The organism is Chimaeribacter californicus (genome assembly GCF_002858675.1).
GTDB classification, from domain to species: Bacteria; Pseudomonadota; Gammaproteobacteria; order Enterobacterales; family Enterobacteriaceae; genus Chimaeribacter; species Chimaeribacter californicus.
The window spans coordinates 32,972-49,053 of the sequence record NZ_PJZF01000020.1 but is presented as its reverse complement, the minus strand read 5'-3'; the positions used below and the strand labels follow the sequence as shown (position 1 = coordinate 49,053).

The 16,082-nt window shown below is 53.6% G+C and carries 14 protein-coding genes, 1 tRNA gene and 2 pseudogenes; 6 read left to right on the top strand and 11 right to left on the bottom strand.

Annotation, left to right across the window (positions count from 1 at the left end):
• Positions 1-9: 9 nt before the first annotated feature.
• Positions 10-1,710 (bottom strand): ShlB/FhaC/HecB family hemolysin secretion/activation protein, encoded by a 1,701-nt coding sequence (locus CYR55_RS18600; protein WP_101817853.1) that lies wholly within the window; start codon positions 1,708-1,710, stop codon positions 10-12.
• A gap of 424 nt (positions 1,711-2,134) precedes the next feature.
• Between CYR55_RS18600 and CYR55_RS18595 the strand changes: the two genes are divergently transcribed.
• Complete coding sequence (locus tag CYR55_RS18595; RefSeq protein WP_101817852.1) at positions 2,135-2,833, top strand: RluA family pseudouridine synthase; 699 nt, start codon at positions 2,135-2,137, stop codon at positions 2,831-2,833.
• 79 nt (positions 2,834-2,912) lie between these two features.
• On the opposite strand, the gene CYR55_RS18590 is transcribed toward CYR55_RS18595, so the two are convergent.
• Positions 2,913-3,452 (bottom strand): DUF2058 domain-containing protein, encoded by a 540-nt coding sequence (locus tag CYR55_RS18590; RefSeq protein ID WP_101817851.1) that lies wholly within the window; start codon positions 3,450-3,452, stop codon positions 2,913-2,915.
• Between the two features lie 415 nt (positions 3,453-3,867).
• Between CYR55_RS18590 and CYR55_RS18585 the strand changes: the two genes are divergently transcribed.
• The gene (locus tag CYR55_RS18585; RefSeq protein ID WP_101817850.1) at positions 3,868-4,272 is read left to right on the top strand and encodes a tautomerase family protein; all 405 of its coding nucleotides are present in this window, start codon (positions 3,868-3,870) and stop codon (positions 4,270-4,272) included.
• 223 nt (positions 4,273-4,495) lie between these two features.
• Positions 4,496-4,846 (top strand): hypothetical protein, encoded by a 351-nt coding sequence (locus CYR55_RS18580; protein ID WP_101817849.1) that lies wholly within the window; start codon positions 4,496-4,498, stop codon positions 4,844-4,846.
• 103 nt (positions 4,847-4,949) lie between these two features.
• Here the strand turns inward: CYR55_RS18580 and CYR55_RS18575 are convergent, their stop codons facing one another.
• The 3 genes and pseudogenes from CYR55_RS18575 to CYR55_RS18565 form a co-directional block, all read right to left on the bottom strand.
• On the bottom strand, positions 4,950-6,530 hold the full coding sequence (locus CYR55_RS18575) for a hypothetical protein (RefSeq protein WP_101817848.1): 1,581 nt from the start codon (positions 6,528-6,530) through the stop codon (positions 4,950-4,952).
• Positions 6,531-6,542: 12 nt separating this feature from the next.
• Positions 6,543-7,346: a nucleotidyltransferase domain-containing protein gene (locus CYR55_RS18570; protein ID WP_101817847.1), complete on the bottom strand. Its 804-nt coding sequence runs from the start codon at positions 7,344-7,346 to the stop codon at positions 6,543-6,545.
• Between the two features lie 58 nt (positions 7,347-7,404).
• A pseudogene (locus CYR55_RS18565) lies at positions 7,405-7,677 on the bottom strand (RtcB family protein); the annotation flags it as partial.
• Positions 7,678-7,873: 196 nt separating this feature from the next.
• On the opposite strand from CYR55_RS18565, the gene rtcR reads away from it, so the two are divergent.
• A complete protein-coding gene (rtcR, locus tag CYR55_RS18560; protein ID WP_101817846.1) occupies positions 7,874-9,454 on the top strand; it encodes an RNA repair transcriptional activator RtcR in 1,581 nt (526 codons plus the stop codon).
• Positions 9,432-9,737, top strand: a pseudogene (locus CYR55_RS18555) (YajD family HNH nuclease). The gene rtcR and the pseudogene CYR55_RS18555 overlap by 23 nt, the downstream one beginning before the upstream one ends.
• Here CYR55_RS18555 and CYR55_RS23380 read toward each other — a convergent pair.
• From CYR55_RS23380 to CYR55_RS18535, 4 genes are all read right to left on the bottom strand, one after another.
• Positions 9,732-10,196, bottom strand: coding sequence for a hypothetical protein (locus CYR55_RS23380; protein ID WP_146001003.1), 465 nt, complete (start codon positions 10,194-10,196; stop codon positions 9,732-9,734). The pseudogene CYR55_RS18555 and the gene CYR55_RS23380 overlap by 6 nt on opposite strands.
• A 137-nt stretch (positions 10,197-10,333) precedes the next feature.
• Positions 10,334-11,206 carry a LysR family transcriptional regulator gene (locus CYR55_RS18550; RefSeq protein WP_101817889.1) on the bottom strand — a complete coding sequence of 291 codons (873 nt, stop codon included), beginning with the start codon at positions 11,204-11,206 and terminating at the stop codon, positions 10,334-10,336.
• A 176-nt stretch (positions 11,207-11,382) separates the two neighbouring features.
• Positions 11,383-12,036, bottom strand: coding sequence for a hydrolase (locus tag CYR55_RS18545; protein WP_101817845.1), 654 nt, complete (start codon positions 12,034-12,036; stop codon positions 11,383-11,385).
• A 706-nt stretch (positions 12,037-12,742) separates the two neighbouring features.
• A complete protein-coding gene (locus CYR55_RS18535) occupies positions 12,743-13,150 on the bottom strand; it encodes a winged helix-turn-helix transcriptional regulator (RefSeq protein ID WP_101817888.1) in 408 nt (135 codons plus the stop codon).
• 153 nt (positions 13,151-13,303) lie between these two features.
• Here CYR55_RS18535 and CYR55_RS18530 point away from each other — a divergent pair, with 153 nt between their 5' ends.
• Positions 13,304-14,161, top strand: a complete 858-nt coding sequence (locus CYR55_RS18530; protein ID WP_101817844.1) for an SDR family oxidoreductase — start codon at positions 13,304-13,306, stop codon at positions 14,159-14,161.
• 381 nt (positions 14,162-14,542) lie between these two features.
• Here the strand turns inward: CYR55_RS18530 and CYR55_RS18525 are convergent.
• Together CYR55_RS18525 and proA are read right to left on the bottom strand one after the other, a co-directional pair.
• A tRNA-Thr gene (locus CYR55_RS18525) sits at positions 14,543-14,618 on the bottom strand.
• A gap of 203 nt (positions 14,619-14,821) precedes the next feature.
• The gene (gene proA / locus CYR55_RS18520) at positions 14,822-16,075 is read right to left on the bottom strand and encodes a glutamate-5-semialdehyde dehydrogenase (protein WP_101817843.1); all 1,254 of its coding nucleotides are present in this window, start codon (positions 16,073-16,075) and stop codon (positions 14,822-14,824) included.
• Positions 16,076-16,082 lie beyond the last annotated feature (7 nt).

Here is a 16,082-nt window from a genome sequence, read left to right as displayed (position 1 = left end):
CCTTGCCTTTTAGAACACCAGCGCCAGCCGGTAAGAGATGCTGAGATGATCGGGTGCCAGCCGGTAAGAGATGCTGAGATGATCGGGTGCCAGCCGGTCGGGATAGCTCACCGGCAGGCCAAGCGTTAACTGGGTAGAGAGGTAACGGTTGGTGGTGCCCAGCCCCACCGCGCTGCCCCACAGCGTGCCGGAAGCCCACGGCTCCTCGGTGCTTTTCTTCAGCCAGCCGCCGTCAACGGCCAGCGTGGCATTCACCTGGCCGAGGCCGGGCAAGGTCATCAGGGCGTAATTGAGTTCGTTCCGCCAGTAGCCGCCGATGTCGCCGGAGAGGTACTGCTCTTTAAAACCGCGCACCGAGCTGTCGCCGCCGATCGTCAGCCGCTCATTGCCGTAGAGCCGATCCGGCGTCCACTGCCCGTACACGCTGCTCAGCCACCACAGCGATGCCGTCACCGGCCGCTGAAAACTGCCGCTCAGGCTCCATTTCCGGAAGTCCGCTTTCGGAAGAGCGCCGGGTTTGCCGTGGTCGCTCTCCGCCCCAAGCCAGGGCACCCCATGGCTGAACACCGGGTTAAGCGTGGCGATGCCACCGGCGAGTTTTTGGGTGTGGTTGAGGCCGAGTTGCAGGCTGGTGAGCTGACGGCTGCTGCTCTGCAACAGCACATCGTTCAGGTAGTTATGGCTGGTGTAGTGGCTGAGGCCGGCCATCAGCCCGGTTTTGATGTCGCTGTTACGGAACAGTACCCAGGAACCGTTCAGGCGGTGGGTTTCGCTGCTGCCGTGGGAGAGCCAGCGATAGCCGTTGCTGGTCAGGGTGCTGCGGTAGTCACTCCAGCTGTAGCTATAATCCAGCAGGCCGTAGCCATAAGGCACCGAAAGCCCGGCCTGAAGGCTTTGCGCATCCCGCGAGTGGGAGAACGCGCTGCTGCGGCCCCCGCTGATGAACCATTTATCGGCCAGCCCCAGCAGGTTATTGCCGGTCAGCGAGCCATTTATCTGCCCGACGCCGGTACTTTTCTGGCCGCTATTATCAAAACCCAGCGCCACGGTCAGCGGAAATTCCGGCGTGGCGGTGAGATTAACAATGGAATAACCGGCATTCTCTCCCGGTAATATTTCAATCTGCACCGGCGTGCTACGCAACCGGTTTATCTGCTCCATTCCCTGCTCAATATCGCGCAAGTTCAGGATATTCCCTTCCCGCCCCGGGAACGCCATGGCCAGCTGGCGCGATGCGGCCCCCTCCAGACGGATGGCCTGTAATTTCCCTTCCAGCACCGTGATATGTAACTGCCCGCCTGCGAGATCCTGCTCCGTAATAAAGGCGCGGCTGGTGATATCCCCCCGGCTGATATACCACTGTGAGACATCCCGGATAAGCTGATTAATTTCTGCCATGCCGAGGCAGCGGCCGGAATAAGGTGCGGTCAGCGTTTTCTTTTGTGCAGCCGTTAATAACGAGGCGTTATCAATCTGAATAGTCTTTATGGTAAAGCATGGCCCCTGCCCGGTTTCCGGCATCGGTGCCGCAGGCAGAGTTGCCTGCATACTTCGTTGTAAATCATTACGTTGCTGTTCATTCTGCTGCAATAGCTGCTGCTGTTGGGTCTGTATTTGATTGCGATCGGCAGGCGATAAAGGTTGCGCCTGTGCGTGGAATATCATCAGTGCGGCCACCAGCACCACTAATTTCCGTGTATGTGCCATCATAATAAAGCGGGTGTCTTACCAGGGGGGAGCCAGATTCAGGTGACACAGAATATCAGCTTAACAATCGACTTTTACTTATCTAAACAATAAAACAGTAAAATTCCGGCATCAGGCATTAGCGCGCCACGTCATCATGACTTAATGCAAATTATCTGTTTATTATAAAAGACGGGCTTACAAAATCTTTACTAAAGAAAACGTTATATTAGCCGGGGAAAAATACTGGGACAAAGTACTGGGGCGTATTACTCAGTCCGCAGAAAAACAAATAAGTTCCCGGTGACGTGAATTAATGGCAATTGGCGTAAAAAAGAGCATGGCGGAACCGGCAGAGCGCAACCAATTACCATAGAAAAGCGGCCGGATTCGCCAGCCGGCTGAAAATCCGTTACTATCCGCTCCCCTTTCCCCCTCCGGCAGCCTGATGTCTACGATTCCCGATACCTTTATTGCCCCGCCGTGCCATGACAAGATAGAAGTGCTCTATCAGGACGATCACCTGGTGCTGATCAATAAGCCCAGCGGGTTGCTCAGCCTCTCGGGGAAAAACCCGCAAAATATTGATTCGGTGCATCATCGGCTGGTACAGCGGTTCCCCGGCTGCACGCTGGTGCACCGCCTTGATTTCGGGACGTCCGGGCTGATGGTGGTTGCCCGCAATAAGGCGATCAATGCCGCGCTCTGCCACCAGTTCAGCCAGCGCACGGTGACCAAGGTGTACAGCGCACTGCTCTGCGGGCATCTGGACAACGACGAAGGGGTGATAGACGCGGCGATTGCCAAAGACCCGGCGCTGTTCCCGCTGATGTCGATTTGCGCCCTCAACGGCAAGCCCGCCCGTTCGCGCTATCGGGTTATTGAGCGCTTTTATCACACGTTGGAAAACAAGAGGTTACTGCCGTTAACGCGGGTGGCGCTGACCCCGGAGACCGGGCGTACCCATCAACTGCGCATTCACTGCCGGGAGTTGGGCCACCCTATTTTGGGCTGCGACCTGTATGGCGGCCGCCTGCTGCCGGGCACGGAACAGACGCCGCGGCTGATGCTGCACGCCAGTGAGTTAGATTTTGTTCATCCCATCACCGACGCGTGGATTAACGCCCGCCATGCCAGCCCGTTCTGAACGCGCCGGGCAGACGCCGGGCGCAGTGCCAACCGGCAGGCTTACTCAGGGCGCTGAAGGTAAACCCCGGCACCGGGCATTACCACATTAAATCATCGGGCACTTTAAAGTCGGCATACGGATCATCTTCATCCTGCTCTTCCTGACTCAGCGCACTGTTTAACACGATGCTCTCCGCATCACGCTGCGCAATTTTATCGGCGACGCTCGCGGGGATAATGGCGTATTGGCTTTCACCTTTGCTATCCACCACCAGACGGGCAATGGCGAGACGGCCATTGATCAGTTGCGCCTGGGTCAGCTTATCCACCATTATTTTTTTAATGAGATTATTGTCGGTGAAGTTAAAACCGATATCGCCTTTTGGCACAGTGATTCGGTTCATTTCAATCAGCTGCTTCACCTGCGCTTTATACTCTTTAGATAACGCCGCTTGTTTCTGCTGTTCGCTCAGTTGCTTATCCCGCTCAAGCTGGGCTTTTTTATTCTCTTCCACCGCCTCTCTTGCCTCACGAGCCTGAACACGTGATTTTTTAGCCGTTCGCTGGACTTTGGCCACTTTTTTGCTGGTCACTAATCCAGCTTTCAGCATCTGCTCTTGTAAGGTAAGTTTTGTCATTTTCGTATCTGAACCCGTTGGATAATGCGTAGGATTATACCTGTAATTTTTGAGGTTGTACCAGGTTGCCGGCCCTGCCCCCGGCGCGGCCCGGGTTTGGGGGCGATCGGCGGCGGGCGTCGCGTGTGTGGGAGGGGGAGCAGGAGCAGTGGATGGGGGGTTGCGGCTGGTACATGGCAGGCAGGGCTGCGGCCCCCTTGCGTATTTCTTCTGAACCCCTATTAGTTACGGCACAGGGTCAGCTTACTGTGTGTAAGACGGGCGCGGCAGCGGGTCTGCTATGAACAAAAAGCGGATATAATATTGCGCTCAGGTTTTGGATTGTGCAGTATTTATAATCTATTCTTGTTAACCCAAAATATGCCGCCATGATTGTAATAATCACATTGAGTAATAATTTTTTTAAGGATAAATCATGCCTGGAATAACTCTGACATTATCTGGCTACAAGGACCAAAAGTTGACGAGAGAGTGCGTGCATTTAGCCACTCAAATCACATGCAATATATTGAAGAAAAACAGCTTTGAAACCATGGTCATAGTCAGACATGTAGATAATGACGACTGGTTCATTGACGGTAAGAGCTTGGCTGAATGGGGGAAAAACTCATTTAGACTTGAAGTTACTGTCGTGGATGAAACATGCAGTAAAGATCAAAAAACGGCTTACCAAAAGGCAATTTATAACGCTATGGAACAAATCATTGGTAACTTACATCCTCAGTCAAATGTTCATATCATCGATTGTAAAGCTGCCTCATATGGATACACAGGAATAACTCAAGAATACAGATACCAACATAAAGACGAGTTTTACTAATAATAAATCCGTCCACTATAGCGTTTATTTGACGCATTTATGCAGTGAGCTTAAAGCGCCAACGTGCGCTTCCGGCACATGGCGGTCAGGAGTGATTACATCGCGGTCTTTCCTGGTCCGATAATGCTCCTTAGCATATTGGCGTATCATCCGCATTTGCTCGGCTGCGCCCCGAGAGAGCAGGCGCGCAGAAGGCAAACACACGCAGGACAGGGAACGTTTGATGAAGCTTATTGGTAAAATCGGTATTGGCATGGTGGCCCTTACCTGCGTACTCGTTTTAGATGGTTTCATTGGTTATGCGATTGGCTATCAGGCTGATGTGAAGGCATGCAAGACCCTGACGCGTGCAGAGGTAATCGATGCGGTAGTGGCTGATGTGACGCATCCTGACAAGCGTATTTTTAATCAATTTCATCTGGTTCCTTCAAACCTCTATGTAGATAGAGAGGCTATTCAGATAGGGCCTACGTCTGTACTGGCCCCCTTGCGTATTTCTTCTGAACCTGACCGGCAATATTTCGCGATGCTACGTTGTTCAGACCTGGAGGATATTGAGTATGCAAGTGATTAGCGGATGGGCCGTTACGGGTCATGAATAGGATGATGCGATGGGTGAATTTTTCAGAGGATGTGAAAACCCGCGAAAAGCGGGTTTTGCATTACTGCGGGTAGCCTTACATCATTCGGTTGCACAGACTCTTCAAACGCTGCTGCACCTCTTCGTGAGGTTCGCGCTCAACACATTCTTCCAGGTACTGACGGTGAACCGACAGGCTATCAAGCGGCCACACTTCGAGGGCATTCATCGCCATGTGACGGTTACTTACCACTGGGCTTTGCAGTGCGGCCTTAAGTAAAGGCCATCCCATTTCCGGGAAGCGTTTTAATTCCTGTAATACCAAATCCAGCTGGCGTTGAGAATTCCATTTTGGCCCCATGCCGCTGCTCATTGTCGGCCCACTCGCGATCGCCTTAAGATCAAACTGTGCTTCTGCCAGATTGCATACCTGGCTGGCCTGGTATGCATCCTCTGTCTGCATCAGGTAGTACCAGAGCGATGACTCAGGATTATTGCGCTGGCGTGCAAAGAGTGCAGGAAAGGGATCCTCTTGACGATCGCGGCATACGTCAACAGCAAGATGGAACGCGTAACCTTCTTCACCCGCCAACGCCTGTGCGGTAACGTCCCCCCAAATCGTTAACGCCAGCACCTCGGCGCTTGTTGCCACCAGCTGCGAGGAGAGAGCCGGTTCCAATGATTTTTCACTCTGTGCCCACTCCCTGATACGTTTGGCAGTGAGGTAGTGCAGCGGATGAGCGGGCAGATATGCCAGGACGTTTTGCAAATAACGCCAACAGGCCTTCGCGCCATCGTCATAGGCTGACATACCGGGAACCGGCCCCCCATTTAACAGCGCATAAATCATTTCCGCTGCCCCCAGCAGAAGGGCATCGTCATGTTCCGATGCCAGCGCATCGACCAGCCTGCCGTGGACTGCACAGTTCACCGCGGTGTATTCATTCATCACTGAATTGGCGAAGCCCTCGCGCAACAACCAACTACAGATCGTTTCATCCAGTGTGTATGGCATACGTTCCATCAGATGAATGCGCCCCCAGCCGTTAACCCGCAGCGCCATGGCAAACCAGATATCGGCATACTGCTCCGGCTCAACCATGGAACGCAGTGCGACAACAGCATAGAGCGTAAACTCATCATGGCGCGCCAGCACTTTCAACACTTCCACACTGCGCTGTTGTGGAAAGAAGGCCATCATAGCCATGGCAAACTTTACCGCATTAGGATGCGGGCTTTGGGTGCTCAGCAATAACACCAGCTCATGGAGCTGATCCGCCCGCAGGCCCCGGGACTCAGGGATGGCTTTCATCAGGTCATCGATGTAATGCAGAAGGGAATCCTGATTTATTAAGTCATACAGCACCTGCATTGTCTTGAAGCCCGGTTTTGCGAGCGCCTGCTGCAACGCAGACAGAATTTCCTCTGCGCCCGGACCATCGCTACCGACACCAAAGTGGTAAATCATCGTGCCTTCAAGCGCACCGGGTGCCCAGAACGCTTCATCCAAGTCACCTAACGGCTGAGCCTCTAATAGGCTGTTATCCCATGCCAGCGGTTGTGGCTGATCATAGGTTTGCTCAAGACGTGCATAGATCGATGGCAGCTGTGCATCCCATACCACCGGAAAGGTATGTTGTGGGCTTTTGCCCAGTAACCTGTTAAACCAACTTTTCATATCCATTCCCTGTTAAACGTGATTTCCCAGCACCGTTTCAAATAGCAGTGCATCGAGTAACGCGTCATCGCGCTTGTTGGGCGACGGGGTGAGCGCCGCGTCAGTACGGGTCAGTTCAGCCTCTATGAAGGCATGCAGGACTGGCCGGCGAGGCCCGTATTGTGCTTCACCGGCGCGTTGTTTGGCGGTAAGCAACGCCACGATGTCCTGCAGTAACGGGCCTTCCTCTACCGTTCCCTGAAGCAGTTGATCAAAGCGCATGGGCGGCGCGCCTTTACCCGCTTCTATCCAGCGCACCGCCAGCAAAGGGCGCAGAACATAAAAATACTTTTTCAGCCTGACTTCGTCGCCTTGCAGATAATGACGAAAGTTTTTGTGCGCCATAGACCGGTAGTGCCAGCGCGCCCGCTCCGGTGAAAAGAAACGATCGCTGATAGCATTCACACGCGCCATTATGTCGTCGTTCTGCCGGTATATGATTGGCGAATCCAGCCAGTCGTTTAGCGTGGGGTTGGCGCGCTTTAAAAGACCCAGTGCTTTTCGCCACTCCCAGCCGCAAACGTCGAGTTCGGCATCGATTGGTTTTTCGATAACGTCACGCGGCGATTCAACGCGCAGGTACCACTCAGGTTTATGCACGTAGATAAAACGCACATCATAATCACTGTCCGGTGAGGCAAAGCCCCAGCCACGGCTGCCTGATTCACAGGCAAACAACACACGTACGTCGTGTTCAGCTTCAATGTGCTCCAGGACGCCGCAAACGCGGGCGCGCATCGCCTCATCAACGCCGTGTAATCCCGTTTCTATGTTCATCCTGCTCTTCCTTTTATCCTTTTACGCACACGACCTGGCGTAGCGTGTGAACGATCTCAACCAGAGAAGATTGCGCTGCAATCATGCCGCAGCCAATGTCTACGCCTACTGCCGCCGGGATGATGGCACCCAGCGTCGGGATCACACTGCCAATCGTTGAGCCTTTACCAAGATGTACATCGGGCATGACTGCTACATGCTTAAAGATAAATGGCATGTTGGTCGTGTTAAGCCGTTGCTGTCTGGCTTCAGGTTCCACCGGCACACCGTGCGTCCACATTTTTATCGGCCCACCCGAGAGAGAATTCAGTATTTCAAATTGAGGTTTCATTTTTTTCGTTTGTCATAGTGATTTTTATAGCGGTTTTATATACATAGCGAATGGCGTGCCAATCATTACATTTCACAGCAAAATTAATTAAGCCAATGATTTATAAAATTATTTATTTAAACCCGTAATTTGCCATGAAGAATTGGAAGGGATATTCTTATCTTATTAGATAAGGATTTATCTCAAAGGATAACTAATGAAAAAACGTGTCGTCATCGGTGTTCTGGGAACTCAACTTGACAGGCGGGGTAAGCGTCAGCATCGCTGGACCAAATGGCGCCCCAGCGTGGCACTATGCCAGCACGAGGATTTACCTATTGACCGCTTCGAGTTGTTGCACCAACCGCACGACATAAGCCTGGCGGAACGGTTGGTAGAGGACATTGGGGAGGTATCACCGCAAACGCGGGTTGTACCGCATGCCGTCAGCCTTACCGATCCCTGGGATTTCGAAGAGGTTTACAGTGCATTTCTTGATTTCGCCAGCCGTTACCCGTTCGATACCGAGAACGAAGAGTATCTGGTGCACATCACCACCGGTACTCATGTGGCGCAGATTTGCTGGTTTCTGCTGACAGAAGCGCGTTACCTCCCAGCCAGCCTGTTACAGACCGGGCCAGGACCAAAGGGCGAAGTGACACCAGAAGGCGTGTATTCGGTCATTGATCTGGATTTAAGTCGCTATGCCACGTTAACCAGCCGCTTTCAGCATGAGCAGCAGAGTTCGGTTTCATTTCTTAAATCAGGTATCGACACCCGTAATCCCAGATTTAATGCGCTTATCGAACAAATCGAACGCGTGGCGCAGCGATCGAATGCCCCCATGCTTTTAACGGGGCCAACGGGGGCGGGAAAATCGTTTCTGGCAGAGCGGATCTTTCAGTTACGTCAGTCTCGTCATCAGGTCAAAGGAAAATTTGTCGCCGTTAACTGCGCTACGCTGCGCGGTGATAACGCTATGTCAACGCTGTTTGGCCATGCTAAAGGGGCGTTTACAGGTGCATTGTCTGCACGCACGGGCTTATTGCGTGAGGCTGATGGCGGCATTCTTTTTCTCGATGAAATCGCGGAGCTGGGTCTTGATGAACAAGCTATGCTGCTGCGTGCGATTGAAGAGAAGCGCTTCTTCCCGTTTGGTGCAGACCGTGAAGTCAGCAGTAATTTTCAGTTGATCGCCGGCACGCACCGGGATATGCATCAGTGGGTAAGTGAGGGGCGCTTTCGAGAAGATTTGTATGCGCGCATCAATATGTGGACATTCAATCTGCCGGGTCTTGCCGAGCGCCGGGAAGACATTGAACCTAACGTTGATTACGAACTTCAGCGCTTCATGCGTGACCAGCAGAGCCAGGTGCGCTTCGATAAAGATGCGCGCGCCCATTACATCCGTTTCGCGAACTCAGGTGAGGCTGCCTGGCGGGGCAACTTTCGCGAACTTGGTGCCAGCGTAGCGCGGATGGCAACATTGGCAGAAAACGGACGCATTACAGTAGCGCTGGTGGATGAAGAGATCGCCCGTTTGCAGGCAAACTGGCATACAAAAGGGAAACCTTTCGTGACATTGCCGCTTGAGAATGAGATCGATCTGTTTGATCAAAAGCAGCTAGAAACGGTTATTGATGTTTGCCGGCGTTCAACCTCGCTTTCAGAAGCGGGCCGTAAACTCTTCGCTATCTCCCGGCAGCAGAAAAAGCAGCCAAACGATGCGGATCGGTTGCGCAAATACCTCATGCGTTTTGATTTAAGCTGGGAGGATGTGCGCGAGCAAAAGGAATGATTCGCCTGCACTCTATCCGAGGCTATGTAGGCGCTAATCACGGGAGTTCGTTTACTCGAACCTGCGCGAATTAACGGTTCACCATATCGATCACGACCATACCAATAACCCGGAAGACGGCAGTAACGGGGCGTGATTGTGTCTCTATTGTCATGAACACTCGAAGTACACGGAAGCTGACCAGTACGGCACCACCGTGGTGGCAGGAGAAGACGCGCAAAAAGAGGTAGGGGCCGCGACCTATAGCCTCTTTGCCGATTTAAATCTGGAGATCTATCTATGAGAATAGTTGACGGGTCGAACGCAATTCTCTCGCCGTAGAATGAGGCAGACACCGGCCATAAATGACTGAAGAGTAAAAACAGCCATTATCATCAATTATCTGGCAAAGACACTTGAAAGACTTACCTGGTACAGTGCTGTCAACTGACTGAGCAGCTTCATCAATCGTGTCGAAATCGATCGTAATGCTCACCTCTTTTACCCAGGCGTCAGGGATCTGTTGTTTCGCAAGAAGGTCTGCAAGCATATACGTGTAGCGCCACGCTATATTATCAATTAGAACAAAGCTGGCGCTGCTCTTATGCCTTGGAAATGTAAATCTCACCGAAGTAAGATGCCTTTCGATAGCAAATAGCTTTAACTGGCCAATAGACCAATATCCGTTGTAATCGTTGTTCCGACTGACAAAGCTTCCATTAAGAGAATTTGCTATTCCTTTAAGCTCAGTTCTTCGTGCCATTATTGATTCCTGACTGCTTTTCACACGGCCTAATTAATCACTATAATTTGTACCGGCCGACTGGGCCATCCTTCAGCACTCAATCTGCTATTTGTAAATAATGGCGCGATATCATGTACGCCTGCTTCTGGCATCCCCTACTCATAATCCTTAAAACACGCGATCAGCATCTCAGTGAGCACCCTGACTTTTCGCGAGGGGTGCTGACCCGGCGGGCGGACGACATAGACGCCGGCTGAGGGCGGTGGGTAGCAGGTCATTATCGGCACCAGTGCGCCCGAGGCTACATGGGGGCGGGTTACGCCATCGGGGAGCCAGGCGATGCCGAGCCCCTCTATGGCGGCGGCGGCCAGGGCGGTCGCGTTGTCAGCTTTGAAACGCCCCTGCGGGTTTACCGTCACGATCTTCCCGCCATCCATAAATTGCCAGGCTTCCGTTCCCTGCATCAGCGCATGATGGTTCACCAGCTCGCTGGGGTGCTCAGGCGCGCCGTGCGCCTTGATGTAGCCCGGGCTTGCCACGAGTTTTCCGTAAATCGGCCCGACGCGCCTTGCCATCAGGGTGGAATCCGGCAGGTAACCCACCCGGATCGCACAATCAAACCCTTCGGCAATGAGATCCACAAACCGGTCGCTAAAGGAGAGATGAATATGGAGCCGCGGATGGTCCAGCGCCATTTTCGCCAGCACGGGGGCGAAGTGCGCAGGGCCGAAAGAGAGTGAGGCGGCCACCCGTAAACGGCCACAAAGCTCGCCGTCTGGCTGAAGGGTTTCTCTTGCCGCTTCAATCTCGGCGCACGCTCTGGCGGCATGATCCCGAAACGTGCTTCCTGCTTCCGTGAGCGCGGCACCCCGGGTGGTGCGGGCCAGCAGCTGGATGCCCAGCTCCGTTTCAAGCCGGGCAAGCCGTCGGCTGACGATGGATTTAGAGACATTAAGCCTGCGTGCCGCAGGCGAGATCCCGCCCGCATCCGCGACTTCTACAAAGGTAAGCAGATCCTCAATGTCCACACGGTCTTCCCCCCTGTTGCGGCATGGCTGGTGCGCGGAACCACCGGCCTCCATTATTACCAGCCGTGACAGGGGTGTCCATTTTTTAAGCGTTATTGCCAGCGAAGATAGGGTGTTCCGGGCGGGATTATGCCGAGGAAAATGAGGCCGGTGTTGCATCACCGACCTCTGTGCTGTCAGCGTGCGTTGGCCGGTGCCGGGGTGTTGAGCAGTTGCTGCTCCCATAAGTAGGCAATGCCGCTGCCCGCTGCGTGCTGAATGATCACCTTATTCAGCTCTGCGGCACTCTCCGCCCTGGCCCAGTCACGCTGCCACTCCGCCGCCAGCGCCAGCCAGGTCATCATATTAACCCCGGCGGCGATCATGCGCTGTATCGCTACCTGATGCGCCTCGACTGACACCGCACCCGATGCATCGGTGATGACGGTGACATCCCAGCCCTCCCCGGCGGCCTGGATGGCGGGCATCGCGACACAGATTTCAGTCCACAGCCCGGCGATGATCAGCTGTTTGCGGCCGGTCGCCTTGACCACTTCCACCACCCTGGGATCTTCCCAGGTGTTGATGAAGGTGCGATCTATCACCTCCTGATCGGGGAAAACGTCCGTGATTTGCGGAAAAATAAGGCCGCCGCGTTCAGCAATCACGCTGGTCAGAATGGCCGGCACCCCAAAGACGTTGGCGGCTTTCGCCAGAGCGGTGGCGTTGTTGACCACCAGGTGGGGATCGTGGCTGTTCAGATTGGTGAGTTGGTAAGGCTGGTGATCAATCAGCACCAGTACGGAGTCTTCAGGGCGAAGAAGCGAAGTAAGGCCGTTGCGAAAGGTCATGCATGCATCCTCTGTTACCGTTGTGAGTGAGATGGGTGCGGCGTTAAGGCCCGTGCAGCCTCCGGCACCACCAGGTCGGATACTGGCACTTCCCCTCAGCAGGCGGTAGCGCCCTTTCCCGGCTTACTCTGTCGCGTAAAGTGGAACGCCGCGCCGACGCCATGCAGCAAGGGCGACCAGAGGCCGCCCTGTTTTATGCGGTTACACCGCGTCCAGCGTTTCCCGCAGGGCGTTAATGCGCTCTCATAGTACAAAGCCTAACGACGCCCTCACCCACGGCTCACTCACCTGCAACATGGCGTGCGCCAGCGCCCTGCACTGTTCCGCCAGCTCCGAGGCCGGAGTTCCTACGCTCTTGGGTGGTAGCCCAGACGGGGATAGGAATACCAGCCCGAAGGCTGCCCCGCCTGAGCCACCATTGAAACACAGCGTATGCCATGTAATAGATGTGCCAAGGCCGCAACGGCGGGAATAATAGCAATTACCATGTTAAATCAAGCTATTTCTTCTTCATTATCTATGGAAACGCCCCCGTAGCTTGCCTGCGGTTGCGCACTCGCAGCACCGCTTGGCTGACCACAAAGATGGTCAGCCGTACCCGGTCGTAAGTGCCCGGCGCTAACTATGCCCATTGGGGTAGCTTTATAAGAAATAAGGAGTTTGCGGTGATGCATATACTATGGTCATTTCTCCTTAAATTTAAAGCTTAACGGTCCTCCTTCTTTTGCCCAGACTCAACCGTGCCTTCAGATGGCAGAATGCGTAACAAATTTATCTCAATCCAGTCGCTGAGCTGTATCACGCGTTGATAAAGCTCCAGTCCCATTGGGGTCAATGAATATTCTGTATGCGGTGGTATAACAGGCAGCATTTTTCGATTGATAAAGCCGTCCTTTTCGAAAGTTTGCAAAGTCTGTGCAAGCATTCTTTCGCTTATGCCGTTGATTTTTCTTTTCAATTCACTAAAGCGCATGGTGTCTTTGTCAAGAGCAATAAGGATTAAAATGCCCCACCGGCTGGAAATATGCTGAAGAATCTCGCGTGAGGGGCAATTAACATCTAACAGCTTTCCAGGCCTAATTGCTTGTTCTTCCTTGTTAATTTTTTCTGACATCATATTCTCCAAAAAAACTTCACACTTACTAATTTGTTAGTACTTATCTTTAGTTAGTATATGTTTTATAGTGCGTTCAGTCCATGAATTAGAAACTATGCTTCTAAGCATGCTTATCCTTCAGTAGGCCAATATTTGTAAATGGAGAACGCTATGATCGCAGTAACGGGTGCAACAGGTCAGTTGGGTCGTCTGGTTATCGAAGCGCTGTTAAAGAAAGTTTCAGCAAGTGAAATCGTCGCCGCAGTACGTAATCCGGCTAAAGCACAAGATCTTAAAGAGTTGGGCATAACGGTTCGCGAAGCGGATTACAGCAAGCCCGAGACATTAAAAACCGCTTTTTCGGGTGTGGATAAACTTCTGCTTATCTCTTCAAGTGAAGTCGGTCAACGTAGTGCGCAGCATCAGGCCGTGATTGACGCAGCCAAAGAGGCTGGTGTGAAACTGGTTGCTTATACCAGTTTGCTGAATCTTGAAAACTCCCCGCTGTTGCTGGCCCGTGAGCATCGCGATACCGAGGCTGCTTTGAGATCATCAGGGTTGCCTTACGTGCTATTGCGTAACGGCTGGTATACCGAAAACTATGCGGCGAGTATCGCTCCCGCTCTGGCACATAACGCCTTTATTGGATCTGCTGGCGAGGGTCGTATCTCCTCTGCACCGCGTATTGATTATGCGTTTGCCGCAGCGGCAGTGCTGCTGATGGATAATCAGGAAGGCAAAGTTTACGAACTGGCCGGTGATGATAGCTACACCCTGAACGAATTTGCGGCAGAAATAGCCCGTCAGTCAGGTAAAGAAGTGAATTACGTTAACCTGCCACAAGCTGATTTTGCTACAGCACTGAAAAAGGCAGGTTTGCCGGATGGCCTGGCTGATGTTCTGGCCGATTCCGATATGGGTGCCAGCAAGGGGGCGTTGTATGATGAAAATCACGCATTGAGCCAATTATTGGGTCGTCCAACGGTTTCTTATAAAGAAGTGATTGCCGAAAGCCTGAAAGCGCTTTAATTAACAAGGCTATTATCAATAAGGGTTACCCGTCAAAAATCACGATAGCCCCTGTTAAAGGGAGGCATATTGCCTGATACCAGTCACGTAAGGTGACTGGTATTTTTTTTATAGGATATTTTGGCTTTTTGCCAGAGTTCAATTTGGCACAAAGCTGGCAACAACTAAGTTCTCAATTGACGTTGAGCGAAGCGTTAATTTTTATAAATCAGGTTCTTATAAAAAGTTCTTTATCCGCTGGGGCTATCTCGTGAAACAAGCAATATAGTGACAGGTGGGCGTGTTAACGCATTGCTGACAAATCTGCTTTGCCAGAATTTCGCTCCATACGCCTGGAAAAACAAAAACGCCGCAAAAGTAACTTACTGATTTTACAAAAAATGGTGCCGATAATAGGAGTCGAACCTACGACCTTCGCATTACGAATGCGCTGCTCTACCAACTGAGCTATATCGGCTTGGGAGGGAACTGCCGGGGAACTACGGGGTGACAAATTATTGAAATCTGCACGGCAAGTCAAGAGGCGTTTGGCCGTCTGCTGGTTTTATCAGCGCCCTGCCCTGTCAGGCTTTTGGATTGCTGTTTTACCATTGATAAGCTGAATGAAAGTGGCGAGGTGTCAGGCAAAAATCCCCCGCACGCCAGGTGCGGGGGTGAGGGTCAGGCGCGGACTAAATCATCGCCGTAGCCGATCCATTTGTAGGTGGTGAGCGCTTCCAGGCCCATCGGGCCGCGGGCATGCAGCTTCTGGGTGCTGACCGCCACTTCCGCGCCAAGGCCGAACTGGCCGCCGTCGGTGAAGCGGGTGCTGGCGTTCACGTAGACCGCCGAGGAGTCCACTTCACGCACGAAGCGTTCGGCGTTGGTCAGCGAACGCGTCAGGATCGCGTCAGAGTGCGCGGTGCCGTAGGTGCGGATGTGCTCCACCGCTGCGTCAAGGTCATCCACCAGCGTGACGTTCAGGTCGTTCGACAGCCACTCATCCTCGTAATCCTGCGGCTCCACCGGCACTACCTGCGCCGGGCCGTCTTGCAACAGCGGCAGCGCGTCTTCGGAGGCGTGCAGTGTCACGCCCGCCCCGGCCATTTGGCGGCTCAGCGCCGGCAGGAAGGTCCCGGCAATCGCGCGGTGCACCAGCAGCGTCTCCAGGCTGTTGCAGGCGCTGGGGCGCTGCACCTTGGCGCTCTCAATCACCGTCAGCGCTTTGTCGAAGTCGATGCTCTCATCGGCAAACATATGGCACACGCCGATGCCGCCGGTGATAACAGGAATGGTCGAGTGCTCGCGGCACAGCTTGTGCAGCGACGCGCCGCCGCGAGGGATCAGCATGTCGACGTAGCGGTCGAGGCGCAGCAGCTCGTTCACCAGCGCGCGATCGGGGTTCTCAATCGCCTGCACTGCCGCGCCCGGCAGGCCGCAGCGCTCCAGCGCGCGCTGGATCACGCTCACCGTCGCCTGGTTGGTGAGGTGCGTCTCTTTGCCGCCGCGCAGAATCACCGCGTTGCCGGTCTTCAGGCACAAGGTCGCGACATCAATGGTCACGTTCGGGCGCGCCTCGTAAATCACGCCAATCACGCCCAGCGGCACCCGGCGGCGCTCCAGCTTCAGGCCGTTATCCAGCAGGCTGCCGTCAATCACATGGCCGACCGGGTCGTGCAATTTACTGACCTGACGCACGTCAGTGGCGATCGCCGCCAGCCGCGCCGGGGTCAGCAGCAGGCGATCGAGCAGCGCCTCGCTCATCCCGGCCGCGCGTGCGGCGGCCACATCCTGTTCGTTGGCGCTGAGGATAATCTCGCTCTCGGCTTCCAGCATGTCGGCAATCACCAACAGCGCCTGGTTTTTTTTCGCCGTGCTCAACACGGACAACTGGTAAGAGGCCTGTTTCGCGGCCTTACCCATAGAATCCAGCATGGCAGCT